Below are 22,850 nucleotides of genomic sequence, written 5' to 3'. Positions count from 1 at the left end.
CGTCGGGATACTGGACGCATGACGAACGACAAGCCTGTGGCGACGTGGCTCACCGACATGGACGGCGTGCTCGTGCACGAAGAACACGCGATTCCTGGCGCGGCCGAGTTCATCAAGGCGCTCCAGGACAGCGGACGCCGCTTTCTCGTCCTCACCAACAACTCGATCTACACGCCCCGCGACCTCCGGGCACGCTTGCGCGCCAGTGGGATCGAGGTGCCAGAGGACGCGCTCTGGACATCGGCGCTGGCGACCGCACAGTTCTTGGACGACCAGCGTCCGGGTGGATCCGCGTACGTCGTGGGTGAGGCGGGGTTGACCACGGCGATCCACGACATCGGCTACGTGATGTCGAGCCGCGACCCGGACTACGTGGTGCTGGGGGAGACCCGCACCTACTCCTTCGAGTCGATCACCCGGGCAATTCGGTTGATCGAGAACGGTGCCCGGTTCATCTGCACCAACCCGGACGCCAGCGGACCGTCGACCGAGGGCAAGCTGCCGGCGACCGGTGCGGTCGCTGCGCTCATCGCTCGAGCCACCGGCGTCGAGCCCTACTACGTCGGTAAACCGAACCCGCTGATGATGCGCAGTGCGCTGAACCAGATCGAGGCGCACTCGGAGACGACGGTGATGATCGGCGACCGCCTCGACACCGACATTCGCAGTGGACTGGAAGCAGGGCTACGCACCATCCTCGTACTCACTGGCTCGACGCGTCCGGAGAAGGTGGACCGGTACCCGTTCGTGCCGACGCGAATCTGTGAGTCCATCGCAGATGTGGTGCCGCTGGTGCGCGAGCTCGCCCCCTGAGCACAGCGGTTAGGGCACGGTTAGGGCTCCAACCATGCGCACGGAAGCGTCGTCGTCCACTTCGTGGAGTCATTCACCGGCGTGACCGGCAGCGTGATCGTCGAGGCGTTGGAACGCTGACAATCCGCCCGGCCGTGCTTGACCGTCGAACTCCAACTCGGCCCGTCGGACGACCTTCGGTCGCCTTGCGCGTCCGCCAGGGTCGCCACTGTGAGGACAGCCAGGCAAATGACGGCGATCGGTCGCCGAGGCGTGCGGACGATCCGTGCTGACGACAGGACCAACGCCATGCCGACGAGAATGCTCGGTGTCACCGCATAGCGTGACGCCTGGCCGACACCCCACCACCGGTCGAGTGAGATCAGCTCAGGGGTCGTGAACATCAAGGTGGCCGCGAGCAGGTAGAGACCGCAGATCGCGAGAATGGAGCTCAACCTGTCACGTGCGAGCAGGAGGACCGCAAGAGGAAGCACAAGCGCTGCGAGTGCGAGGTGTATCCCGACCAGCTTGATCAACACTTCGGCGCCGGTCTCGCCGTACTGCGGCTCGGTGATCCCGCGCACCAGGATCTGCTCGATAAGGGCGACTGGGTTGCCTAGCCACCCCGACCAGTCGGCTTGGCGTGCGCCGGTTTCCATCAGGACGAAGTGGCACGCGATGCCGACAATGGTTGCCACCGGGGTGACCCGAGCCCAGCCGCCGGAACGTACCGCTGCCCATAGCGCGAGCGGCAGCAGCAGGAGCGACAACGGGTCCGTCAGCACACATGCCACCGCTGTCACGGCTGCCGCAGCGCCGAGCCGCCCGCGGAATCGTCCGATCAGAAGCACCACCAGAGCGGCATCGCAGAACCAGCGCAGATTGGTGAGGTTCGCAAGTGCTTCCTGCTGCCCAACCGGCACGAAGATGAACAGGCTGCTCGCCGCGATGGCTCTCGCCGTCGGCACCGAGCGGCTTCGCAACGCCGCGAAGGAGATGAGCATCAGCCAGACTCGCCAGAGCGCCGCGAGAACCCCGACGGTCACGGCGAAGAGCTGCGGCGGTGCCACGCTGGCCGCGATCGCGGTGAACACTCGAGGCACGGCGTGCAGGTATCCGGTGTAGGTCGAAGAAAGGGACTGCGAACCGAGACGCGTCCAGTCGGCAAGGAAGACGGTGCCGTCTTCCTTGTGGAGGTGCAGCAGCGGCCAGCCGTTGAAGCGGGGGGTGCTCAGGAACACGAGGCCGATGACCGAGACCAGAGCCAGAGCGGCACGCGGCCGAATGCGCAAGAAGGTCGAAGAAGCAGTCAGGTGGCTTGACACGGCGCCACTGTAGTAAGGGGGCGCGGGTTCGCAGGTGGTTTCTGGAAAGTCCGGTCCGACTGACGGTGCAACCGGATCGTTTGGAACAATCACCCTCCATGACCGCCCCGCGTCCTCGCATCTTCTCGGGCATGCAACCCACGCATGACTCCCTCCACCTCGGCAACTACCTCGGAGCCCAGGTCAACTGGGTGAAGATGCAGGAGGAGTTCGACGCGATCTTCTGCGTGGTCGACCAGCACGCGCTCACCGTTACGCCAGAGCCGGGTCAACTGCGCGCACGCACCCGGCTCACCGCGGCTCAGTACTTCGCGGGCGGGATCGATCCCGAGCGGTCGACCGTGTTCGTCCAATCGCAGGTGCCTGAGCACGTACAACTCGCATGGGTGCTGAACTGCTTCACCGGTTTCGGCGAGGCCAGCCGGATGACGCAGTTCAAGGACAAGTCGGGCAAGCGTGGCGCCGAGGGCACCAACGTCGGGCTGTTCACCTACCCGATGCTGATGGCCGCCGACATCCTGCTGTACGACGCGCAGAAGGTGCCGGTGGGGGAGGACCAGCGCCAGCACCTCGAGCTGACCCGCGACCTCGCGCAGCGGATGAATGCGCGCTACGGCGACCTGTTCGTGGTGCCCGAGCCGCACATCCCGGCCGACGCGGCGAAGATCATGTCCCTGCAGGAGCCGACCGCGAAGATGAGCAAATCGGCCGACGACCAGCGCGGCAACCTGATGATGCTCGACGAGCCGAAGGCGAACACCAAGAAGATCAAGTCGGCCGTGACCGACCTCGACAACGCGGTGCGTTGGGATCCGGAGAACAAGCCCGGTATCGCCAACCTGCTGCGCATCCACCATGCCTTTTCCGGCGAGTCGATCGAGGCGCTCGTCGAGCGTTACGCAGGCGAGAACAAGTACGGGGCGCTGAAGACTGACGTCGCCGACCTCTTCCGCTCGGTGCAGGAGCCGTTCAAGGACAAGGTCGACATGTACATGGATGACCCTGCCCAACTGGACGAGATCCTTGCGCGTGGCGCACAGCGGGCCCGCGAGATCGCTGCTCCGACCCTCTCACGTGTCTACGACGCGGTGGGATTCATCCAAACCCGATGATTCGAGCCGCAGACATGAAGACCATCGGCGTCTCCATCCCGATTCCCACTCCGTACGCGAGCCAGCTGCGCACCGTACGCCAGGCAGTGGGTGATCCACTCGCGGACGCCGTCCCCCCGCACATCACACTGATGCCGCCGACCGACGTGCGCCTGATCGATTTGCCGGCGTTCGGTGAGCACCTGCGCACGGTGGCTGCGACCTCGAAACCGTTCCGCATGATCCTGCGCGGCACCGGCACCTTCCGCCCGATCTCACCGGTCGTCTTCGTGCAGGTGTCGCGCGGAATCGGCGAGTGCGAGCAACTCGAGTCGCGAGTGCGTCAAGGACCCGTCGAGCGCGAGCTGGAGTTTCCGTACCACCCACACGTGACCATCGCGCACCACCTGGACGACGTCGCCCTGGACGAGGCCTTCGACGAACTGGCCGATTTCAAGGCGACCTTCGACGTCGTCGGTTTCGACCTGTACGAGCACGGCCCGGACGGTGTCTGGCGCTCGGTCGACCGCTTCGAGTTCGGCTCGGCACCGCAGGGTGGCTGAGACGACTGCAGTCTGACCTGCGGGGTGTACGCCGACGCCACAAAGCAGGAGCGGCCCCGGTCACCGCGATGGTGGGAGCCGCCCACGCACGCGGTGAGGGTGCGCCGACTCGGTCCGCTTTGTTCGGACGCCAGGTTGAGCCCCAATCAGTCTTTCGTCGCGGGCCACTCGGCGTTGCAGCATTGCCGCCCGGCGTAGTGCCGCGATGAAAGGTGCCCCTTACCCGACGACACGTTCAGCCTGGCGATACCCTGCCATCGTGGCAACTCAAACCCTTCCTGCGAAGCGCACAGGCAAGGCCGGCAGCACCATCTTCCTGAAGACCTTGATGGCCGTCAGTGGGCTGATTTTCGTCGGTTACGTCCTGCTGCACATGTACGGCAACCTCAAGGTGTTCTCGGGCGAAGAGGCCTTCAACACCTACGCCCACCACCTGCGTACCTTCGGTGAGCCGATGCTCCCGTACGGCGGCCTGTTGTGGATCTTCCGCGTCGTCCTGCTGCTCGCTCTGATCGCGCACGTCTACAGCGCCTCGCAGCTGTGGAAGCGCGCCAACCAGGCGCGTCCGCAGAAGTATGCGGTCAAGAAGACCGTCGCCGCCTCGTTCTCCTCCAAGTGGATGCGTTGGGGCGGCGTTGCGCTGCTGCTGTTCGTGATCTGGCACCTGCTGCACTTCACGATCGGCAAGATCAATGTGGGCGAGGGCGGCCAGGCCGCTGCGATCACCCAGAACCCCTACCAGCTCGTCGTGCACAGCTTCGGCGCCTGGTGGATGGTGCTGATCTACATCCTCGCGATGGTCGCGCTCGGCATGCACCTGCACCACGGCATCTGGAGCGCCTGCCAGACGCTCGGCTTCACCGGCACCCCGCAGGCCCGCAAGATCGCGAAGACCGCGGCCACCGCGATCGCGCTGATCGTCGCCGTCGGGTTCGCGCTGCCGCCCCTGTTCATCCTCTTCGGCGTGATCGACTAAGGGACTTCGAATTCATATGACTGACACGCTCATCGACGACATGTACCGCCTCGGCGACAACATCGCCGACACCAAGGCGCCCACCGACGTTCCGATCGGGGAGCGGTGGACGAAGGCGAAGTTCGAGAACAAGCTCGTCAACCCCTCCAACCGACGCAAGCTGTCGGTGATCATCGTCGGCACCGGCCTGGCCGGAGCCTCCGCCGCCGCCACCATGGGCGAGGCCGGTTACAACGTGAAGGCGTTCTGCTACCAGGACAGCCCGCGTCGTGCCCACTCGATCGCCGCCCAGGGTGGCATCAACGCGGCCAAGAACTACAACGACGACGGCGACTCGGTCTACCGACTCTTCTACGACACCGTGAAGGGCGGCGACTACCGCAGCCGCGAGAACAACGTCTACCGCCTGGCCGAGGTGTCGACGAACATCATCGACCAGTGCGTGGCGCAAGGTGTTCCGTTCGCGCGTGATTACGGCGGCCTGCTCGACAACCGTTCGTTCGGTGGTGTGCAGGTGGCCCGCACGTTCTACGCCCGTGGTCAGACCGGCCAGCAGTTGCTGATCGGTGCCTACCAGGCGATGGAGCGTCAGGTCGCGGCCGGCACGGTCAAGGAGTACGTGCGCCACGAGATGCTCGAGCTGATCGTTGTCGACGGCAAGGCTCGCGGCATCATCGCGCGCGACATGGTCACCGGTGAGATCGAGACCCACCTCGCCGACGTGGTCGTGCTCGCCACCGGCGGATACGGCAACGTGTTCTTCCTGTCGACCAACGCGATGGGCTGCAACGTCACGGCCACCTGGCGCGCGCACCGCAAGGGTGCCTACTTCGCCAACCCGTGTTACACGCAGATCCACCCGACCTGCATCCCGGTCTCCGGCGACCACCAGTCGAAGCTGACGCTGATGTCGGAGTCGCTGCGCAATGACGGGCGCATCTGGGTGCCCAAGCGCAAGGAAGACTGCGACAAGGACCCGCGCGACATCCCCGAGGAAGACCGCGACTACTACCTCGAGCGCATCTACCCGGCGTTCGGAAACCTCGTCCCGCGTGACATCGCCTCGCGCCAGGCGAAGTACATGTGCGACGAGGGACGCGGCGTCGGCCCGATGGTCGGTGACTTCCGTCGCGGCGTCTACCTCGACTTCGCCGATGCCGTCTCGCGGATGGGTGAGGCTGCGGTGAAGGCGAAGTACGGCAACCTGTTCGACATGTACGCCCGCATCACCGGCGAGGACCCGTACAAGGTGCCGATGCGTATCTACCCGGCTGTGCATTACACGATGGGTGGCCTCTGGGTCGACTACGACCTCGAGACCTCGATCCCGGGTCTGTACGCGGTCGGCGAGGCCAACTTCTCCGACCACGGTGCAAACCGGCTGGGTGCCTCGTCGCTGATGCAGTGCCTGGGGGACGGCTACTTCGTGCTGCCCAACACGATCCGCGACTACCTCGCGGAAGGGCCCTTCGAGCCGGTCACCGAGGACCACCCCGCAGTCGTCGAGGCGCGTCAGTCGGTCGAAGGTCGAATCCAGAAGTTGCTGTCGATCAACGGCGAGCGCACCGTCGACTCCTTCCACAAGGAACTCGGCAACATCATGTGGGAGTACTGCGGCATGGAGCGCTCCGAGGAAGGTCTGCGCAAGGCGATCGACCTCATCCGCGGTCTGCGCGAGGAGTTCTGGCGCAATGTGCGGGTGCTCGGTTCGGCCAACACGCTCAACCAGTCGCTGGAGAAGGCCGGCCGTGTCGCCGACTTCCTCGAGCTGGGTGAGCTCATGTGCATCGACGCCCTGCACCGACGCGAGTCGTGTGGAGGCCACTTCCGAGCGGAGAGCCAGACCGAGGACGGTGAGGCGCTGCGTCATGACGACGAGTTCCTGTACGTCGCGGCCTGGGAGTTCGAGGGCGAGCCCTCCGGCGGCCCGAACGCGCCGATCCTGCACAAGGAAGACCTTGTCTACAACTCGATCGAGCTGAAGCAGCGGAGCTACAAGTAATGAATCTGACTCTCAAGATCTGGCGCCAGGACGGCCCCGACACCGCGGGCGAACTCGTCACCTACCCGGTCACGAACATCTCCGAGGACATGTCGTTCCTGGAGATGCTCGACGTGCTCAACGAGGAACTGATCGCCAAGGGCGAGGAGCCGATCGCTTTCGACAGCGACTGCCGCGAGGGCATCTGCGGCGCGTGCTCGTTGATGATCAACGGCGAAGCGCACGGGCCGGAGGTCACGACGACCTGCCAGTTGCACATGCGCTCGTTCCGCGACGGCGAGACCATCACGATCGAGCCGTGGCGCGCGTCGGCGTTCCCGATGGTGCGTGACCTGGTGGTCGACCGTTCCGCGTTCGACCGCATCATCCAGGCCGGCGGCTACATCTCGGTCAACACCGGTGCTGCCGTCGAAGCCAACAACATGCAGGTGCCGAAGGTCGCCGCCGACCGTGCGTTCGACACCGCCACCTGCATCGGCTGTGGCGCGTGCGTGGCGGCCTGCCCGAACGCGTCCGGCATGTTGTTCCTCGGTGCGAAGGTCACCCACCTCGGTGAGCTGCCGCAGGGCCAGGCCGAGCGCGACTCGCGCGTGGTGTCGATGCTCAATCAGCACGACCATGACGGTTTCGGCGGTTGCACCAACATCGGTGAATGCGCCGCTGCGTGCCCGAAGGAGATCCCGCTGGACGTCATCAGCCAACTGAACGCGGACTTCCGCAAGGCCAAGAAGCACGCCTGACGATTGCGCATTTGACCGGCCGGCAGATCGATCTGCCGGCCGGTTGCTTTTCGTGTCAGGCAGCCGGACGAGAGTAGGACGGCGTCACGACCGCTCCGTAGTAACCGATCAGTTCATCGACCACTCCGGACCAGGATCGGGCTTCCATCTTGCGGTGTGCGCTGTCACCCATCCGCTCGCGTAGGGCAGGGTCGATCACCAGGCTGTTCACGCTCGCGCGTAGTGCTCCTGCTGCGTCAGGGTCGAACAGGTACCCCGTGACGCCCGGTTTCACGATGTCGAGCGGACCGCCCGCTGCAGGAGCAACGACCGGGAGCCCGGCAGCCATCGCTTCTTGCAGCGTCTGCCCGAAGGTCTCGTTCACGCCGGTGTGGACGAAGACGTCGAGCGCGGCGTACGCCTGCGCCAGAGGCAGTCCCTGGCGGAAACCGAGGAAGTGCGCCTTCGGCAGCAGTTGCTCGAGCTTCTCCCGTGACGGACCGTCGCCGACGACGACAAGCGACGTGTTCGGTAGGTCGGCGACTTCAGCGAGGCGGTGTAGCTGCTTCTCCTGCGCCAACCGTCCCACGTAGCCGACGATCGTCTCTCCGTTCGGTGCGACGCCAGCGCGCAACGCGCGTACCTCGTCCGACGTCTTGAGTTCGGGGGAGTAGAGCGCGGTATCGACACCGCGACTCCACAACGCGGCGCGGGGAACGCCGTGCTTGGCCAACTCGGCGAGGGTCGCCGACGAAGGCGCCAGAGTGATATCGGCGAGTGAGTGCAGGTGGCGGATCCAGCGCCAGGAGACGTTGGAGATCCTGCCACGCAACGGGCCTGCGTGCTGGGCGAGATAGCTCGGCATGTCGGTCTGGTAGATCGCCACCGTGGGAATTCCGAGGTTGCGTCCGGCAGCAAGCCCTCGCCAGCCGAGGCCGAACGGGGATGCCGCATGGACGACGTCCGGTCGGACCTCGCGCAGGATGCGCTCCAGATCGGTCGTCGGTAGGCCGACGCGGAACTGGCGAAGGGTGAGGCCCTGGACAGTGCGTACGGGGAAACCGCGGTACGACTCCGGAGCCGGTCCGGGACAGATGACGACGGCCTCGTGGCCACGGTCGGCCAGGTGATCCAGCACCCGGCAGACACTTGTGGTCACGCCATTGAGACTGGGCAGGAACGACTCGGTCACGATCGCAACTCGCACGACTTACACAGTGCTGGACGTGAGTGGACTCACAACGCAGACGGGTCGACGGCTAGGTGAGAGTCAGGTGAACGGGATGGGTTAGCGTTCGGGCATGACTGACCTGAGCCCCGGCGAGATCCCGGGCTTTTTCGCTGTGGTTCCGGCCGGGGGATCCGGGACGCGCCTGTGGCCGCTGTCGCGTGCCGGGTCGCCGAAGTTCCTGCACGACCTGACCGGATCGGGCAAGTCGCTGATCAGGTCGACGGTCGACCGGCTGACGCCGTTGTGCGGTCCGCGGATGATGGTCGTGACCGGGGCGCGGCACGCCGAGGCGGTGCGTGAGCAGGTGCCCGAACTCGGACCGGACGACCTACTGGTCGAGCCGTCTGCGCGTGAGTCGATGCCTGCGATCGGGCTGGCCGCGGCGTTGCTGGAGCAGGTGGATCCGGAAGCGGTGATCGGCTCGTTCGCGGCCGACCATGTCATCACCGACGACGAGGAGTTCCATCAGTGCGTTCGTGAGGCGGTCGAGGTCGCCCGCACCGGCAAGCTGGTGACGATCGGGATCGAGCCCACCCATGCGGCAACGGGATTCGGTTACATCCAGACCGGTGAGGCACTCGGAATCGAGAGCGCGCCGTCTGCGTTGAGTGTGAAGGCGTTCGTGGAGAAGCCCGACGGGGAAACCGCGGAACAGTACGTCGCCAGCGGCGAATACCGCTGGAACGCAGGGATGTTCGTGGTCAAGGCGTCCGTGTTGCTCGACATGCTCGGTCAGTACCAGCCGGTTATGGCCCACCATCTGCGTTCGATCGCGAACAACCCGATGCGCCTCAACGAGCTCTGGCCGCGCCTGACCAAGATCGCGATCGACCCGGCCATCGCCGAGCCGGCCGCCGTCGATGGCAAGGTCGCGGTGGTGCCCGGTGCCTTCGGGTGGGACGACGTGGGCGATTTCGCCTCTCTCGCTTCGGTCTTGGTGGAATCGGCCGATGCGCCCGGCGTGAAGGTGCTCGGCGAGAGCGAACTCGTGTTCATGCAGGACTCCACCGGTGTCGTCGCCCCCCGATCGGGGCGCACGGTTGTGGCCCTCGGTTTGGACGACATCGTCGTGGTCGACACCCCGGACGCCGTCCTGGTGACCACCCGTGACCGGGCCCAGGACGTCAAGAAGATCGTCGAGAAGCTCAAACTGTCCGGCCGCGAAGACCTCACCTGAGCTACACCCGTAGTCGAGGCAAGTGGTTGCAGTAGCCACCACTTCCCGATCCCTCCGGTACGCGTCGTACGCTCGGTGACCATGGCTGACACACGCGCGCGAGTGTTCGATCTGGGCTATCGCAAGCTGATGCGTCCGGTGCTGTTCCGGATGGGTGAAGGCGACGCCGAGACTGCCCACCACGCGACGCTGAAGCAGATCCAGGCTTTGAGCGGCCGTCCCTCGGCGCTCAAGGCACTGTCCCGGGCGACGGCGGTGCAGACGGCGCCCGTGACGATCGCCGGTATCCGGTTCCCCAATAGGGTCGGTCTGGCAGCCGGCGTCGACAAGGACGGTGTGGGCGCGAAGGCCTGGGGTGCGCTCGGTTTCGGGCACGCCGAACTCGGCACCGTGACCGCACAGCCGCAGCCCGGCAACGACAAGCCGCGCCTGTTCCGGCTGTCCGAGAGCCAGGCGATCATCAATAGGATGGGGTTCAACAACCTCGGCGCACAGCACCTCGCCGACGCCCTGGCGCTCGCCGGCAAGCTTCCGATCCCGGTGGGCGTGAGCATCGGCAAGACGAAGGTCACCCCGGTGGAAGAGGCGGTCGAGGACTACCTGACCTCGCTGCGCGCGGTCGACGAGTACGCCGACTACATCGCCGTCAATGTTTCCAGCCCGAACACTCCCGGGCTGCGCACGCTGCAGGACAAGGAACCGCTCGCGGAGCTGCTTGCCGAACTCGTCACTGAGACAACGCGATTGGCATCGACTCGTAAGCGCGCTAAGCCGACGCCGATTTTCCTCAAGATCGCCCCGGATCTCACCGACGAAGCGATCGACGACGTCCTCGAGGTCGCCCAGCGGGCCGACGTCAGCGCGCTCATCGCCACCAACACCACGCTTTCTCGCGACGGACTGGCGGACGCTGACCTGCCGCTCGCGAGTGAGGCCGGCGGCCTCTCCGGCGCTCCCCTCACTCGCCGCGCCCGCTACGTCGTCGAGCGGGTCGCGTCCCGATCGTCTCTGCCAGTGATCGGCGTCGGCGGGGTGATGACCGCAGACGACGGGAAGGCCCTGATCGATGCGGGTGCGTCGTTGATCCAGGTGTACAGCGGCTTCATCTACGGCGGTCCGGCGTTGGTCGGCGACCTTAACCGCGCTCTCGGCTGACCGCTTCCCGAGTGTCAGGCGTTTCACGTCGTTGGCGACGTTCATCGTCTGACACTCGGTGTCCACAGGGGCGCTTGTCGGACGCGGTCATCCACAGGGTCGGCTGCATGGGTTTCGGGGCGCTCGCCACACCACGACGTTCTACGCATGGGTACTGCGAAGAATCTGGACGCTCGTCGCCGCGCCGTTCGCATGGCGGAGGATCAGGACGGAGTTCTGACACGCGCGGACGCCGCTCGACTCGGGATGGACGCCCAGGCGATCCGCAAAGAGCGGGCGCAAGGGCGAGTAGTCGTCGACGGGCGGGCGATCAGGGTCGTCGGCCAGCACCTGAGCGAACGCGGCGAATGGCGGCGGCTTCTGTCCAACAGTTCTCCTGACTGTGCCCTGGACGGGCTGACCGCATTGCGATTCTTCGGCCTGGAGAACTTCGACGACGGCCAGGTACATGTCTCTGCTGCCCGAGGAGCGAAGGTGCGCAGGCGGCGCGATTCATGCGTCCACGTCCTTCGGTGCTGGGATCCAGTGGACGTCGTCCAGCTCGACGGTCTACGCCTCGTAGTTCCTGAGATCGCGGCGGTGCGTGCGGCACGATGGGCCATCAGCGACCGTGCCGCCGCGACCGTCCTCGCCATGTCCGTGCAGCAGCGGCTCATACGAGCCGAGGACCTGCGGCAACCAGCAGCGTCCCTGCCGCGGCACCGTCGCAACAGCTTCATCCGAGCCTTGGTCGACGAGATCGCCGGCGGCTGCGAAGCCCTCGGTGAGATCGACTTCGCGCGCGAGTGTCGTCGCCGCGGTCTACCCGAACCCGTCCGACAGCAGGTCTTGAAGCGTCCGGGCGGTCGGTGGTTCCTGGACGTCCGTTGGCCTGAGTTCGGGGTCGTCGTCGAGGTGGACGGTGTCCAGCATCAGCTTCCCGAACGGGCGACCTCGGACGCGCTGAAGCAGAACGAGTCGACGCTTCGTGACGAACGCGTACTGAAGTTCACGACGCTTGCTGTGCGGACGGGCGCCGATGAGTTCTACGAGCAACTGGCTCGAGCACTACGTGCTGGGGGATGGACAGACTGACCGTGCCGAGTGTCAGACCCATTGCGTCGTGCGGGACGCAAACGGTCTGACACTCGTGAGGGGGACGCCGTTCGGCGAGCCGTCCCGGCCGTTCGCCTCGACTCGATCCAGCCGAGGAACCCGCTGACTAGGCTGTGAACATGGCCACAACTGAGTCCGATCTGCCGTTCGAGGCGCTCTACGACGCGTCCGCGCTCGCCGACTTCGACGCGGCGACGCAGCTGGGGGAGCCGGGCCGGTACCCGTTCACCCGTGGCGTTTACCCGTCGATGTACACCGGCCGTCCGTGGACGATGCGCCAGTACGCCGGCTTCGGCACCGCCAAGGAGTCGAACGAGCGGTACAAGGAACTCGTCGCCAACGGCACCGGCGGCCTCTCGGTCGCGTTCGACCTGCCGACCCAGATGGGCTACGACTCCGACGCCGAACTGGCCCATGGCGAGGTCGGCAAGGTCGGCGTCGCGATCGACAGCATCGACGACATGCAGTTGCTCTTCGACGGGCTGCCGCTCGATGAGGTCAGCACCAGCATGACCATCAACGCCCCGGCCAGCACCCTGCTCCTGATGTACCAGCTGACCGCTGAGCAACAGGGCATCGCGGCCGACAAGCTGACCGGCACGATCCAGAACGACGTGCTCAAGGAGTACATCGCCCGCGGCACGTACATCTACCCGCCGGCCGAGTCGTTGCGCCTGACGTCCGACGTGTTTGCCTACTGCCACAACGAGATTCCCAGGTGGAACACCATTTCGATCAGCGGCTATCACATGGCAGAGGCCGGCGCGACGCCCGTGCAGGAGGTGGCGTTCACCCTCGCCAACGCCAAGGAGTACGTCCGTGCCGCCATGGCCGCCGGCCTCGCCGTCGACGACTTCGCACCCCGCCTGTCCTTCTTCTTCGTCGCCCGCACCACGCTGCTGGAGGAGGTCGCGAAGTTCCGCGCAGCCCGCCGCATCTGGGCGCGGATCATGAAGGAGGAGTTCGGCGCTCAGAATCCCAAGTCGCAGATGCTGCGCTTCCACACCCAGACCGCCGGCGTCCAGCTCACCGCCCAGCAGCCCGAGGTCAACCTGGTCCGGGTCGCCCTGCAGGGCCTGGGTGCCGTGCTCGGCGGCACCCAGTCGCTGCACACCAACTCCTACGACGAAGCCATCGCACTGCCGACCGCGAAGGCCGCCCGTCTCGCGCTGCGCACCCAGCAGGTGATCGCCTACGAGACCGACGTGACCAAGACCGTCGACCCGTTCGCCGGCAGCTACGTCGTGGAGGCGCTCACCGACGACATCGAGGACGCCGTCAACGCGCTCATGCAGCAGGTCGAGGACAAGGGCGGTGCGGTGAAGGCGATCGAGGAGGGCTTCCAGAAGTCGGAGATCGAACGCTCGGCCTACGCGATCGCACTCGAGATCGACAGCAAGGAGCGCACGGTCGTCGGGCTCAACCGGTTCACCATCGACAAGGACGACAAGTACGAACCGCTGCGTGTGAACCCGGCCATCGAGGCCGAGCAGGCTGCGCGCCTCGAACAGTTGCGCAAGGAGCGTGACAACGCCGCCGTCACCAAGGGTCTGGACGCTCTGCGCAAGGCTGCCGAAGGCACCGACAACGTCCTCTTCCCGATGCGCGAGGCGCTCGCCGCCCGCGCCACCGGGGGAGAGGTCAGCAGCGCGCTGCGCGATGTCTGGGGGATGTACGTCCCGCGCGAACAGTTCTGATGCGAGACCTGGTCAGCGGCACCCGACGTAAGGCGTCCTTCCTCGGCAGTCACTTCATGGCGATCTGCTTGAGTCTGCTGATGATCGTGCTTGCTGCGACGCTGCTCACCAACTGCCAGGGCAGCGACAGCAAGGACGCGGCATCGACGCGCAGCTACGAACGCACCACCAGCACGTCCACGACCCCCACCGCGAAAGACGGCCTGCGCACGGTCGACTATGCCGAGCTGCCCACCCAGGCCAAGGCGACGATCAAACTCATCGACGACGGCGGCCCGTTCCCCTACCCCCGCGACGACGGCAAGACCTACCGCAATCTGGAAGGGCACCTGCCCAAGCAGAAGGTCGGCTACTACAAGGAGTACACGGTCAGGACGCCCGGTGAGTCCGACCGGGGCGCCCGGCGCATCGTGGCCGGCAGGGACGGCGCGATGTACTACACGTCCGACCACTACGACAGCTTCCGGAGGATCATCCGATGAGCAGCCTGACCGTCAGGCTGGCGCGCAAGGAGTCCGCCGTCCTGCGCTCGCAGCGCAGCGTGCGGGAGATCGCGGCTGTCGGGGAGCGGGCCGGCTGGACCGTGGTCGTCCTTGCTCTGGAGGCACCGACCGACAAGGCCGCCTTCCTCGACAAGTGCGCGGACGCGTTCGACCTGCCGGACTGGTTCGGGCACAACTGGGACGCCCTCGCCGACTGCATCGACGACATCCAGCACGAGCCCGGCACCCTGGTGGTGTTCGACGGTGCGCATCATCTCGCCGAGCACGATCTGGAGGTCGTCCGGCAGATCTTCACCGAGCGGGTCGACCTCGGTCCGCAGCCGTTCGTGGTCGTTGCGACCTCGGGCGCTGCCGGTCGCGACACCGACAAGCCGTAGACTCCATCGGTTGTGACCACCACTGCTTCTGCCACCGCGACCCTGATCGACCGGCTCGCTGCGCAGGTCACCGCGCTCGAGCCCGAGCTGATCGAAGTGCGTCGCCACTTCCACCAGCACCCCGAGATCGCGTTCCAGGAGCACCACACCACCCAGCGGGTGCGCGACACCCTCGTCGCCGCGGGCATCTGCGTCCGCGAGTTCGACGGCACCGGTCTGGTCGCTGAGGTCGGCCCGGCCCAGCCGTCCTTCCGCTCCGCACTGCGCGCCGACCTGGACGCGCTGCCGATCCCGGAGCGCACCGGTCTGGAGTTCGCGTCCCGCTCGGCGAACATCTGCCACGCGTGCGGTCATGATGTCCACACCTCTGCGGTGCTGGGTGCGGCGCTGGCGATGAAGAAGCACGAGGACGAACTCACCGAGCTCGGCACAGCGGTCCGGTTCATCTTCCAGCCGGCCGAGGAGGTCGTGCCCGGAGGCGCGCACACCGTCCTTGAAGAGCGCGCACTCGACGGCGTCGACCGCGTGTTCGCCGTGCACTGCGACCCGCACATCGACGTCGGCACGGTCGGATTGGCCGCCGGCCCGATCACCGCGGCGTGCGACGGCATCCACGTCATGGTCAGCGGACGGGGCGGTCACACCAGCCGCCCGCACCTGACCCAGGACGTCGTGTTCGCGCTCGCGAAGATCATCAGCGAACTGCCCGCCGTCATCTCGCGCCGGATCGACCCTCGCGCCGGGGCCACCCTGGTCTGGGGCGAGGTGCACGCTGGTAACGCCAGCAATGTCATCCCTGCGGTCGGCGAGGCACACGGCACGCTGCGCATCCTGGACGCCCAGGCGTGGGACGAGGTCGGGGCGCTCATCGAGCCGACCATCCACGAGATCGCCGCGCCCTACAAGGTCAAGGTCGAGGTGCGTCACGTCCGCGGCGTCCCGCCGGTCGTCAACGACGCGGACGCGGTCAGCGCGCTGAGCCTGGCGAGCCTGCGCGCTGTGGGGCCGCACTCGGTCGTCCCGACCCGTCAGTCGATGGGCGGTGAGGACTTCAGCTGGATGCTGCGCGACCGTCCCGGAGCCATGGCACGCCTGGGCACACGTACTCCCGGTGGCAAGACGTTCGAGCTGCACCAGGGTGATCTGGTGGTCGACGAACGGGCCATCGGGATCGGCGCTCGGCTGCTCGCCGGGGCCGCGCTGGTGCGTCCGACCGAGCACTGAACCGGCGATAGCAGACCTGGTTGGACGGCCGGTGACCGTTCGGTAACGGTTCCCCGGGAACGGACTGACCGGGCTTCTACCCGGGGGTAGAGTTCGGACCGCTTGCCCGGTACATCATGCGGGCCGGCGGTCCCGGGATGCGATGACACGTCGCGTCCGGGAAACCCCCGAGAACCAGAAGGAGACACCGTGCGCACGGTGAAGAAGCTTGCGGTCGCCTCGGCCGTCACGATGTTGTCGCTCGGCATGACCGCCTGCGGCTCGAACAAGAGCGACGAGAACAGCTCGGCCCCCGCGGGCTCGAACAGCGGCTCGGCCTCGAACTCGAAGGGTGCCCTCAAGGTCGCCCTCGCCTTCGACGTGGGTGGCCGCGGTGACCACTCCTTCAACGACTCCGCCGCCGCGGGTGTCGACAAGGCGAAGAAGGAGTTCAACCTCACCACCTCCGACGTCTCGGCCAACCACGGTGAGAACGACGCCGCACGCGTCTCGCGTCTGCAGCAGCTTGCGCAGTCGGGCAACAACGCGATCGTCGCCGTCGGCTTCGCCTATGCGCCGGCCATCGGCAAGGTCGCCAAGCAGTTCCCGAAGGTCAGCTTCGCGATGGTCGACGACGCTTCGCCCGACTCCAAGGGTGCGAACGTCGACCAGATCACCTTCACCGAGCACGAGGGCTCCTACCTCGCTGGTGCCGCCGCCGCGCTGAAGAGCAAGAGCGGACACATCGGTTTCGTCGGCGGCGTCGAGGTGCCGCTGATCAAGAAGTTCGAGGCCGGCTACGTCGCTGGTGCGAAGAAGGTCAACCCGAACATCAAGATCGACCGCACCTACCTGACCCAGCCGCCGGAGTTCAGCGGCTTCGCCGACCCGGCCAAGGGCAAGACCGCCGCGCAGGGCATGTTCCAGAACGGCGCCGACATCGTCTACCACGCTGCCGGCAAGTCCGGTGACGGCGTCTTCGAAGCGACCAAGGCGGCCGGCGCAGGCAAGTGGGCCATCGGTGTCGACTCCGACCAGGCGTTGACCGCCCCGGCAGCAGTGCGGCCGATCATCCTGACCTCGATGGTCAAGGGTGTCGACGTCGGTGTGTACAACTTCCTCAAGGCTGTGCACGAGGGCAAGTTCAAGGGCGGCAACAGCGTCTACAGCCTCAAGGAGGGTGGCGTTTCGCTGTCGACCACGGGTGGCCACATCAAGGACATCCAGGGCAAGCTCGACGAGCTGAAGAAGGGCATCGAGGACGGCTCCATCAAGGTCCCGTCCGCCTGAGACGACTCGTTCGGACGATGACCTGCGAGCTGTCGTCCGAGTAGTTCATGAGCAAATGGCCGCGGCCCGGTGCGTCGTATATGGTGCGCACCGGGCTTCGGCTTTTGTGAGGCCGGTCACGGGCTGCCTTCGGGCACCGAGCAGGAGAGTGCATCATCGCCGAGTTGAGCAAGGACGCTCCGCAGGACCGTCCGTCCCCGACACCGTCCACCGGGATCGACAATGCCGTCGAGGTTCGCGGCGTCACCAAGCGCTTCCCGGGCGTCGTGGCCAACAAGGACATCGACATCACCGTGCGCCGCGGCACGATCCACGCGCTCGTCGGTGAGAACGGCGCCGGTAAATCCACGCTGATGAAGATCCTGTACGGGGTGCAGAAACAGGACGAGGGCACGATCGCCATCGACGGCAAGGTCGTCCCGCTGAACAGCCCCTCGGATGCCATCGCCGCCGGCATCGGCATGGTGTTCCAGCACTTCAAGCTTGCCGACAACCTGACGGTGCTCGAGAACGTCGTGCTCGGCGCCGAGAAGCTGCACGGCATCGGCGCCAAGGCGCGCGCCAAGATCGAGGAGATCTCGGCGACCTACGGCCTCGGCATCCGTCCCGGTGACCTGGTCGAGAAGCTCGGCGTCGGCGATCGCCAGCGGGTAGAAATTCTCAAGGTGCTCTACCGTGGCGCGAAGATCATCATCCTCGACGAGCCGACCGCGGTGCTCGTGCCGCAGGAGGTCGACGAACTCTTCGACAACCTCATCGGGCTCAAGGGCGAAGGCCTGACGGTCATCTTCATCTCGCACAAGCTGGACGAGGTGCGCAAGGTCGCCGACGAGATCACTGTCATCCGTCGCGGCACCACAGTCGGCACCGCCGATCCCAAGCAGATCACCTCGCGGCAACTCGCCGAGATGATGGTTGGCTCCGAGCTTCCGACACCCGAGACCACCGAGTCGACGGTCACAGACAAGGTCGTCCTGGACGTCCGCGGCCTCAGCCTGCGCGAACTCGGCGTCGCGCCGGTCCTCAGCGACATCGACCTGACGATCCACGCCGGAGAGGTGCTCGGCATCGCGGGTGTCGAAGGCAACGGCCAGGCGGAGTTGGTCGAGGTCATCATGGGCATACGCGAACTCAGCGCCGGGCGCATCACCTACCTCGGCCAGGACATCACCGACTGGGACACCCGCCGCATCCGTGAGTCGGGCGTGGGCTTCATCCCCGAGGACCGTCACCGTCACGGACTCGTGCTCGAAGCTCCGTTGTGGGAGAACCGGATGCTCGGGCACCAGACCGAGGAACCGAACTCCAAGGGAATGATGTTGTCTCCCAAGGCAGCTCAGGCCGATACTGTCAGGATCGTCGAGCAGTACGACGTCCGCACCCCTTCGATCAACGTGATGGCGAGCTCTCTGTCCGGCGGTAACCAGCAGAAGCTGATCGTCGGGCGCGAGATGAGCCACAACCCCAAGGTGCTCATCGCCGCCCACCCGACCCGCGGTGTCGACGTCGGCGCGCAAGCCGCGATCTGGGACCACATCCGCGACGCGCGCCGCGAAGGCCTGGCGGTGCTGCTGATCTCGGCCGACCTGGACGAGTTGATCGGTTTGTCCGACACCATCCGAGTCATCCTGCGTGGACGCCTGTCCGGTGAGTTCGAGCCCTCGAAGGTCACCGCCGAAGACCTCGGCGCCGCCATGACCGGCGCCTCGCACGACGAAGAGAGGGCCTCGTGAGCAACAGCCCGACGTCCGACGCAAAGACCGGCACGAAGACCAAGTCGGCGAACGTGTCAAGGAAGACCGTCGACTGGCAGAAGATCGGACTGGCCGTCCTCGCGCCGTTGTTGGCGATCGCCGTCGCCGTCGTCATCACCTCGCTGGTGTTGTTGATCTCCGGCGACCCGATCGGGTCGGTGTGGAAGGTCTTCCTGTCGACGCCCGCCGAGGGGATGCCGGCCACGATCCTCAACGACACCGCCGTCCTCTACCTGTCCGGTGCCGCGGTCGCGATCGGGTTCCGGATGAACCTGTTCAACATCGGCGTCGACGGGCAGTACCGCGTCGGTATGTTCGCGGCCGCGTGGTTCGCCGGCAACGCCTGGCTGCCCGGTCCCCTCAACGTGATCGTCGCGATCGTCGTCGCGATGATCGCGGCCGCGTTCTGGGCCTGGATCGCAGGCATCCTGAAGGTCAAGCGTGGTGTCTCCGAGGTCATCTCGACGATCATGCTGAACTCCATCGCGACCGGATTGGTGGCCTGGCTGCTCACCCGCACCGCCACGTCGGTGGAGGGATCGAACGCCACGTCCACCAAGCGGATCCCGGAGAGCTCGCACGTGCCCGCACTGCCGTTCTGGAACACCGACTTCAGCAATGTGTTCGGTCTGTCGCTGCTCGCGGTGGTGGTCGGCGTTCTCTACTGGTTCGTCCTAGGACGCACCCGGTTCGGCTTCGATCTGCGCACCACCGGGTCCTCCGAGACGGCCGCGGTCGCCAGCGGCATCAACGTCAAGAAGATGACGCTGACCGCGATGGTGATCTCCGGCGCGGTGGCCGGTCTGATCGGCATGCCGCAATTGTTCGGCAATGACTACGCGTATGGCACCAACAGCCAGGCAGGCCTCGGCTTCGCGGGCATCGCGGTCGCGCTGATCGGTCGTAACCACCCGGTCGGTATCGCCTTCGGTGCGTTCCTTTGGGCGTTCCTGAACGCGCAGTCGAACAGCTTGCAGATCAACGCCGGAGTGAGTCCGGCGTTGGTGAACATCATCCAGGGCATCATGGTGCTCGCCGTGATCATCGCCTACGAGATCGTCCGTCGCATCGGTGTTCGAGCCGAGCGTAGGAAGGTGGCCCAGCAGTTGGCCGCCACCCCGTCGCCCGTCGCAGCACAAGGAGCCTCGGCATGAGCACGCCAACGTTGACCCGCAAGCGCCGCGACACCGGTACGCCTTCGCGTTTCGCACTGCCCACGAGCAAGTGGGCGCGGGCCGGCCTGGCGATCTTCGCGGTCGTCCTGCTGCTGTCGATCCTGCGCACCATCTCCGGCGCGAACGACATGGACTCCTCCGGTGCGATCGCCGCAGCCCTCGCTCTGGCCGTCCCGATCGCGCTCGCCGCGCTCGGTGGTCTGTGGGCGGAGCGGGCCGGCATCGTCAACATCGGTCTCGAGGGAATGATGATCCTCGGCACCTGGGCGGCGGCGTTCGGCACGATCAAGGGTGGCGTGGTCGTCGGCATCATCTGCGGCATCCTCGGCGGCGCCTTCGGTGGCGCACTGCACGCCCTCGCGACCGTGGTGTTCGGCGTCGACCACATCGTCTCCGGCGTCGCGATCAACATCATCGGCCTGGGTCTTGCCAAATACCTTGCCGACCGCGTCTTCTCCACGATGGAGGGCGGCGGTCCGACGCAGTCGCCGGCCTTGGACGACGTCTGGTCGTTCAGCGTCCCGGGGGTGGACGCGCTGAAGGACATCGAGACCGAACACTGGTTCTTCGTCTCCGACGTCGCCGGTATCCTCGGCGGCCTCGGCACCAACCTGTCGATGCTCACCGTGCTCGCGGTGGCACTGGTCATCGGCTCGATCTTCGTGCTGTGGCGCACCACCTTCGGTCTTCGTCTGCGTTCCTGCGGTGAGAACCCTTGGGCCGCAGAGACTCTCGGTATCAACGTCCTGATGTACAAGTTCGTCGCCGTGCTGATCTCCGGCGGCCTCGCCGGCCTGGGCGGCGCGTTCCTGGCGATGGTCGCCGGCAACGGCTACGTCGAGGGACAGACCGGCGGACGTGGCTATATCGGCCTTGCCGCGATGATCTTCGGCAACTGGCAGCCGATCGGCCTCGCCGTCGGAGCACTGCTGTTCGGCTACACCGACGCGATTCAGTTGCGTCAGGGTGGCCCGACGCTGCACGCGCTGCTGCTCGCGGTGTCCGTCACGCTGATCCTGATCGGTCTGTGGCAGCTGATCCGCAACAAGCGGATCATCTCCGGTGTCCTCGGACTGGTGCTCGGTGCCGCGCTGCTGTACTACTACTTCACCAGTGACTCGGTGCCCACCCAGTTCACCTCGATGACCCCGTACGTGACCACCTTGTTGGTGATGGCCGTCGCCTCGCAGCGATTGCGAATGCCCGCGGCCGACGGACAGGTCTATCGGAAGGGACAGGCCGGCTGATGTCTGACATCGACTGGGAAGTGTTGCACCGCAAGGCGATCGAGGCGATGCGCACCGCGTACGCGCCGTACAGCAATTTCCCGGTCGGCGTCGCCGGCTTGGTCGACGACGGGCGCATCGTGTCGGGTTGCAATGTCGAGAACGCGTCCTACGGCGTCGGCCTGTGTGCCGAGTGCGGGATGGTCAGTGAACTGGCCCGCACCGGCGGTGGACGCCTGACCGCGGTCTACTGCGTCGGCGGTGACGAGTCCGCGCTCATGCCCTGCGGACGCTGCCGCCAGCTCTTGTGGGAACACGGGGGGCCGGAGTGCCTGCTGCAGACCCCGCTCGGGGTGAAGCCGATGTCCGAAGTACTGCCCCAGGCCTTCGGTCCCGACAACCTCACCTGACCGCAGGGCGCCGAAACCCGGTGAGATGACCGCCCAGGGCCGGTCGTTGTCAGGCGGTTCCGTATCGCCTTCCGGCGGTGGGCTTTCCGGGGTGCCGAGTTCTCAAGCAGGCTTGGACGGACGGGGGTGGACGGCTCTGTTTGCCCACATCGCCTGCCTGGGGCGGGGGAGTTCGAAGTTTGCGCAGGTTACGTACAAAGGCCCGGATTACGTCCGGATGCGCACGCTGTAACGTGCGCATCCGGATGCAGCGCGGGCACCTGTACGTAACCTGCGCATCTGTACCTACGGTGCGCATCGGTGCCGACCGCGAAGGCGAGCAAGCAGCGGAAGCCCCGACCCCCGGCTACTTCAAAGCCGCTTGAGGACCGGACGCCACGAGAAGCCGACGGCCGGAAGGCGTTACGAAACCGTCCTTCGAACCGAACGTTCCAACCGGGCGAAGCTCGAAACGTGGACGCTGAAGAGTCGATCAGCTCGGCAGTGGCAGGTCGGTCGGAATGGAGCCGTTGAAGCTCTTGGACGCGCACGTGCCGCTGACCTGGGTGAACGTCTGTGAGTCGGCCGGGTCGACCTCGCCGGGCTTGCCGTCCTTCATCGCGTTCAGCGTCTTGGCGGAGAACTTCTCGTAGCCCTCGTCCACCATGCACCCCGCGAGTCTGTCGGCGGCGGGACCGGGAATGTTCTGACCCTGGTAGTACTGCTTCAGACCGTTCTTGACCTCGTCCTTGGACGGCTTGCCGGCCGCTTGGCCGTTGGATTCACCGGTCGAACTCGACTCGGGTGACGCCGACTCGCTCGAACCATCCCCGTTCTTGTCTGCGCCTTCGGTCTGTGAGGACGGCTTCGGCGGGTCTGCCTTCTCCGACTCCCCACCGAGACCGCACCCGGTGAGCCCGAGAGGGGCAGCGAGCAACAGAGCGGCGGCAGACAGCGACAAAGAACGCTTGCGGGACATGGTGTTCCTCCGGGAAGCAGGCCAGTGGCGTTGATGGTCCTAGTTGTAGCCCGATGACTCGGCGCACTGGGCGTGTGACGCGGACCCCGCCCTGATGGTTCCGCGATGACCGCGTCCAGCTGCACATGGTT

The 22,850-nt window shown here is 66.1% G+C and carries 21 protein-coding genes; 18 read left to right on the top strand and 3 right to left on the bottom strand.

Translation table 11 applies throughout. The features are described from left to right. The first annotated feature begins 18 nt into the window (after positions 1–18). Positions 19–813 (top strand): HAD-IIA family hydrolase, encoded by a 795-nt coding sequence (locus tag ACYU8W_RS05495; RefSeq protein ID WP_499467310.1) that lies wholly within the window; start codon positions 19–21, stop codon positions 811–813. Between the two features lie 20 nt (positions 814–833). Here the strand turns inward: ACYU8W_RS05495 and ACYU8W_RS05490 are convergent, their stop codons facing one another. After that, positions 834–2,117, bottom strand: a complete 1,284-nt coding sequence (locus tag ACYU8W_RS05490; protein ID WP_499467308.1) for a hypothetical protein — start codon at positions 2,115–2,117, stop codon at positions 834–836. Between the two features lie 98 nt (positions 2,118–2,215). Between ACYU8W_RS05490 and trpS the strand changes: the two genes are divergently transcribed. The 5 genes from trpS (at position 2,216) to ACYU8W_RS05465 (ending at position 7,489) form a co-directional block, all read left to right on the top strand. Next, entirely contained in the window at positions 2,216–3,229 is a 1,014-nt protein-coding gene (gene trpS / locus ACYU8W_RS05485) for a tryptophan--tRNA ligase (protein WP_499467306.1), read from the top strand. Then, positions 3,226–3,771: a 2'-5' RNA ligase family protein gene (locus ACYU8W_RS05480; RefSeq protein ID WP_499467304.1), complete on the top strand. Its 546-nt coding sequence runs from the start codon at positions 3,226–3,228 to the stop codon at positions 3,769–3,771. Before trpS ends, ACYU8W_RS05480 begins: the two co-directional genes overlap by 4 nt. Positions 3,772–4,030: 259 nt before the next feature. Next, positions 4,031–4,747 (top strand): succinate dehydrogenase cytochrome b subunit, encoded by a 717-nt coding sequence (locus ACYU8W_RS05475; RefSeq protein ID WP_239701249.1) that lies wholly within the window; start codon positions 4,031–4,033, stop codon positions 4,745–4,747. 16 nt (positions 4,748–4,763) lie between these two features. Beyond that, positions 4,764–6,749, top strand: coding sequence for a fumarate reductase/succinate dehydrogenase flavoprotein subunit (locus ACYU8W_RS05470; RefSeq protein WP_239701250.1), 1,986 nt, complete (start codon positions 4,764–4,766; stop codon positions 6,747–6,749). After that, the gene (locus ACYU8W_RS05465; RefSeq protein ID WP_499467301.1) at positions 6,749–7,489 is read left to right on the top strand and encodes a succinate dehydrogenase/fumarate reductase iron-sulfur subunit; all 741 of its coding nucleotides are present in this window, start codon (positions 6,749–6,751) and stop codon (positions 7,487–7,489) included. Before ACYU8W_RS05470 ends, ACYU8W_RS05465 begins: the two co-directional genes overlap by 1 nt. 55 nt (positions 7,490–7,544) lie before the next feature. Here the strand turns inward: ACYU8W_RS05465 and ACYU8W_RS05460 are convergent, their stop codons facing one another. Further along, positions 7,545–8,627 (bottom strand): glycosyltransferase family 4 protein, encoded by a 1,083-nt coding sequence (locus tag ACYU8W_RS05460; protein WP_499467299.1) that lies wholly within the window; start codon positions 8,625–8,627, stop codon positions 7,545–7,547. A gap of 142 nt (positions 8,628–8,769) precedes the next feature. On the opposite strand from ACYU8W_RS05460, the gene ACYU8W_RS05455 reads away from it, so the two are divergent. From ACYU8W_RS05455 to ACYU8W_RS05400, 12 genes are all read left to right on the top strand, one after another. Next, on the top strand, positions 8,770–9,876 hold the full coding sequence (locus tag ACYU8W_RS05455) for a mannose-1-phosphate guanylyltransferase (RefSeq protein WP_499467297.1): 1,107 nt from the start codon (positions 8,770–8,772) through the stop codon (positions 9,874–9,876). An 81-nt stretch (positions 9,877–9,957) separates the two neighbouring features. After that, positions 9,958–11,031: a quinone-dependent dihydroorotate dehydrogenase gene (locus ACYU8W_RS05450; protein ID WP_499467295.1), complete on the top strand. Its 1,074-nt coding sequence runs from the start codon at positions 9,958–9,960 to the stop codon at positions 11,029–11,031. Positions 11,032–11,178: 147 nt separating this feature from the next. Continuing rightward, a complete protein-coding gene (locus ACYU8W_RS05445) occupies positions 11,179–12,105 on the top strand; it encodes a hypothetical protein (RefSeq protein WP_499467293.1) in 927 nt (308 codons plus the stop codon). A 140-nt stretch (positions 12,106–12,245) separates the two neighbouring features. After that, the gene (locus ACYU8W_RS05440) at positions 12,246–13,823 is read left to right on the top strand and encodes an acyl-CoA mutase large subunit family protein (protein ID WP_499467291.1); all 1,578 of its coding nucleotides are present in this window, start codon (positions 12,246–12,248) and stop codon (positions 13,821–13,823) included. Further along, a complete protein-coding gene (locus tag ACYU8W_RS05435; protein ID WP_499467289.1) occupies positions 13,823–14,305 on the top strand; it encodes a guanyl-specific ribonuclease in 483 nt (160 codons plus the stop codon). Before ACYU8W_RS05440 ends, ACYU8W_RS05435 begins: the two co-directional genes overlap by 1 nt. Then, positions 14,302–14,703, top strand: a complete 402-nt coding sequence (locus tag ACYU8W_RS05430; protein WP_499467287.1) for a barstar family protein — start codon at positions 14,302–14,304, stop codon at positions 14,701–14,703. Before ACYU8W_RS05435 ends, ACYU8W_RS05430 begins: the two co-directional genes overlap by 4 nt. Positions 14,704–14,715: 12 nt before the next feature. Continuing rightward, positions 14,716–15,927 (top strand): amidohydrolase, encoded by a 1,212-nt coding sequence (locus ACYU8W_RS05425; RefSeq protein WP_239701258.1) that lies wholly within the window; start codon positions 14,716–14,718, stop codon positions 15,925–15,927. Positions 15,928–16,116: 189 nt separating this feature from the next. After that, the gene (locus tag ACYU8W_RS05420; RefSeq protein WP_129625893.1) at positions 16,117–17,196 is read left to right on the top strand and encodes a BMP family lipoprotein; all 1,080 of its coding nucleotides are present in this window, start codon (positions 16,117–16,119) and stop codon (positions 17,194–17,196) included. A 164-nt stretch (positions 17,197–17,360) separates the two neighbouring features. Further along, positions 17,361–18,929 (top strand): ABC transporter ATP-binding protein, encoded by a 1,569-nt coding sequence (locus ACYU8W_RS05415; RefSeq protein ID WP_499467285.1) that lies wholly within the window; start codon positions 17,361–17,363, stop codon positions 18,927–18,929. Continuing rightward, complete coding sequence (locus ACYU8W_RS05410; protein WP_499467283.1) at positions 18,926–20,104, top strand: ABC transporter permease; 1,179 nt, start codon at positions 18,926–18,928, stop codon at positions 20,102–20,104. The genes ACYU8W_RS05415 and ACYU8W_RS05410 overlap by 4 nt, the downstream gene beginning before the upstream one ends. Beyond that, complete coding sequence (locus ACYU8W_RS05405) at positions 20,101–21,372, top strand: ABC transporter permease (RefSeq protein ID WP_499467281.1); 1,272 nt, start codon at positions 20,101–20,103, stop codon at positions 21,370–21,372. The genes ACYU8W_RS05410 and ACYU8W_RS05405 overlap by 4 nt, the downstream gene beginning before the upstream one ends. Continuing rightward, positions 21,372–21,761 (top strand): cytidine deaminase, encoded by a 390-nt coding sequence (locus tag ACYU8W_RS05400; RefSeq protein ID WP_499467280.1) that lies wholly within the window; start codon positions 21,372–21,374, stop codon positions 21,759–21,761. Before ACYU8W_RS05405 ends, ACYU8W_RS05400 begins: the two co-directional genes overlap by 1 nt. Before the next feature lie 472 nt (positions 21,762–22,233). On the opposite strand, the gene ACYU8W_RS05395 is transcribed toward ACYU8W_RS05400, so the two are convergent. Next, positions 22,234–22,719, bottom strand: coding sequence for a hypothetical protein (locus ACYU8W_RS05395; protein ID WP_499467278.1), 486 nt, complete (start codon positions 22,717–22,719; stop codon positions 22,234–22,236). Between the last annotated feature and the right edge of the window lie 131 nt (positions 22,720–22,850).

Source organism: Yimella radicis, from assembly GCF_054778255.1.
The sequence above is the reverse complement of the archived record's forward strand: the minus strand, read 5'-3'. Positions and strand labels throughout refer to the sequence as shown.

What these genes read in the sequence shown, in the direction of transcription:
- ACYU8W_RS05495 (WP_499467310.1), top strand. Translation starts at nt 19, where the DNA reads ATGACGAACGACAAGCCTGTGGCGACGTGGCTCACCGACATGGACGGC.
- trpS (WP_499467306.1), top strand. Translation starts at nt 2,216, where the DNA reads ATGACCGCCCCGCGTCCTCGCATCTTCTCGGGCATGCAACCCACGCAT.
- ACYU8W_RS05480 (WP_499467304.1), top strand. Translation starts at nt 3,226, where the DNA reads ATGATTCGAGCCGCAGACATGAAGACCATCGGCGTCTCCATCCCGATT.
- ACYU8W_RS05470 (WP_239701250.1), top strand. Translation starts at nt 4,764, where the DNA reads ATGACTGACACGCTCATCGACGACATGTACCGCCTCGGCGACAACATC.
- ACYU8W_RS05465 (WP_499467301.1), top strand. Translation starts at nt 6,749, where the DNA reads ATGAATCTGACTCTCAAGATCTGGCGCCAGGACGGCCCCGACACCGCG.
- ACYU8W_RS05455 (WP_499467297.1), top strand. Translation starts at nt 8,770, where the DNA reads ATGACTGACCTGAGCCCCGGCGAGATCCCGGGCTTTTTCGCTGTGGTT.
- ACYU8W_RS05450 (WP_499467295.1), top strand. Translation starts at nt 9,958, where the DNA reads ATGGCTGACACACGCGCGCGAGTGTTCGATCTGGGCTATCGCAAGCTG.
- ACYU8W_RS05445 (WP_499467293.1), top strand. Translation starts at nt 11,179, where the DNA reads ATGGGTACTGCGAAGAATCTGGACGCTCGTCGCCGCGCCGTTCGCATG.
- ACYU8W_RS05440 (WP_499467291.1), top strand. Translation starts at nt 12,246, where the DNA reads ATGGCCACAACTGAGTCCGATCTGCCGTTCGAGGCGCTCTACGACGCG.
- ACYU8W_RS05435 (WP_499467289.1), top strand. Translation starts at nt 13,823, where the DNA reads ATGCGAGACCTGGTCAGCGGCACCCGACGTAAGGCGTCCTTCCTCGGC.
- ACYU8W_RS05430 (WP_499467287.1), top strand. Translation starts at nt 14,302, where the DNA reads ATGAGCAGCCTGACCGTCAGGCTGGCGCGCAAGGAGTCCGCCGTCCTG.
- ACYU8W_RS05405 (WP_499467281.1), top strand. Translation starts at nt 20,101, where the DNA reads ATGAGCACGCCAACGTTGACCCGCAAGCGCCGCGACACCGGTACGCCT.
- ACYU8W_RS05400 (WP_499467280.1), top strand. Translation starts at nt 21,372, where the DNA reads ATGTCTGACATCGACTGGGAAGTGTTGCACCGCAAGGCGATCGAGGCG.
- ACYU8W_RS05395 (WP_499467278.1), bottom strand. Translation starts at nt 22,719, where the DNA reads ATGTCCCGCAAGCGTTCTTTGTCGCTGTCTGCCGCCGCTCTGTTGCTC.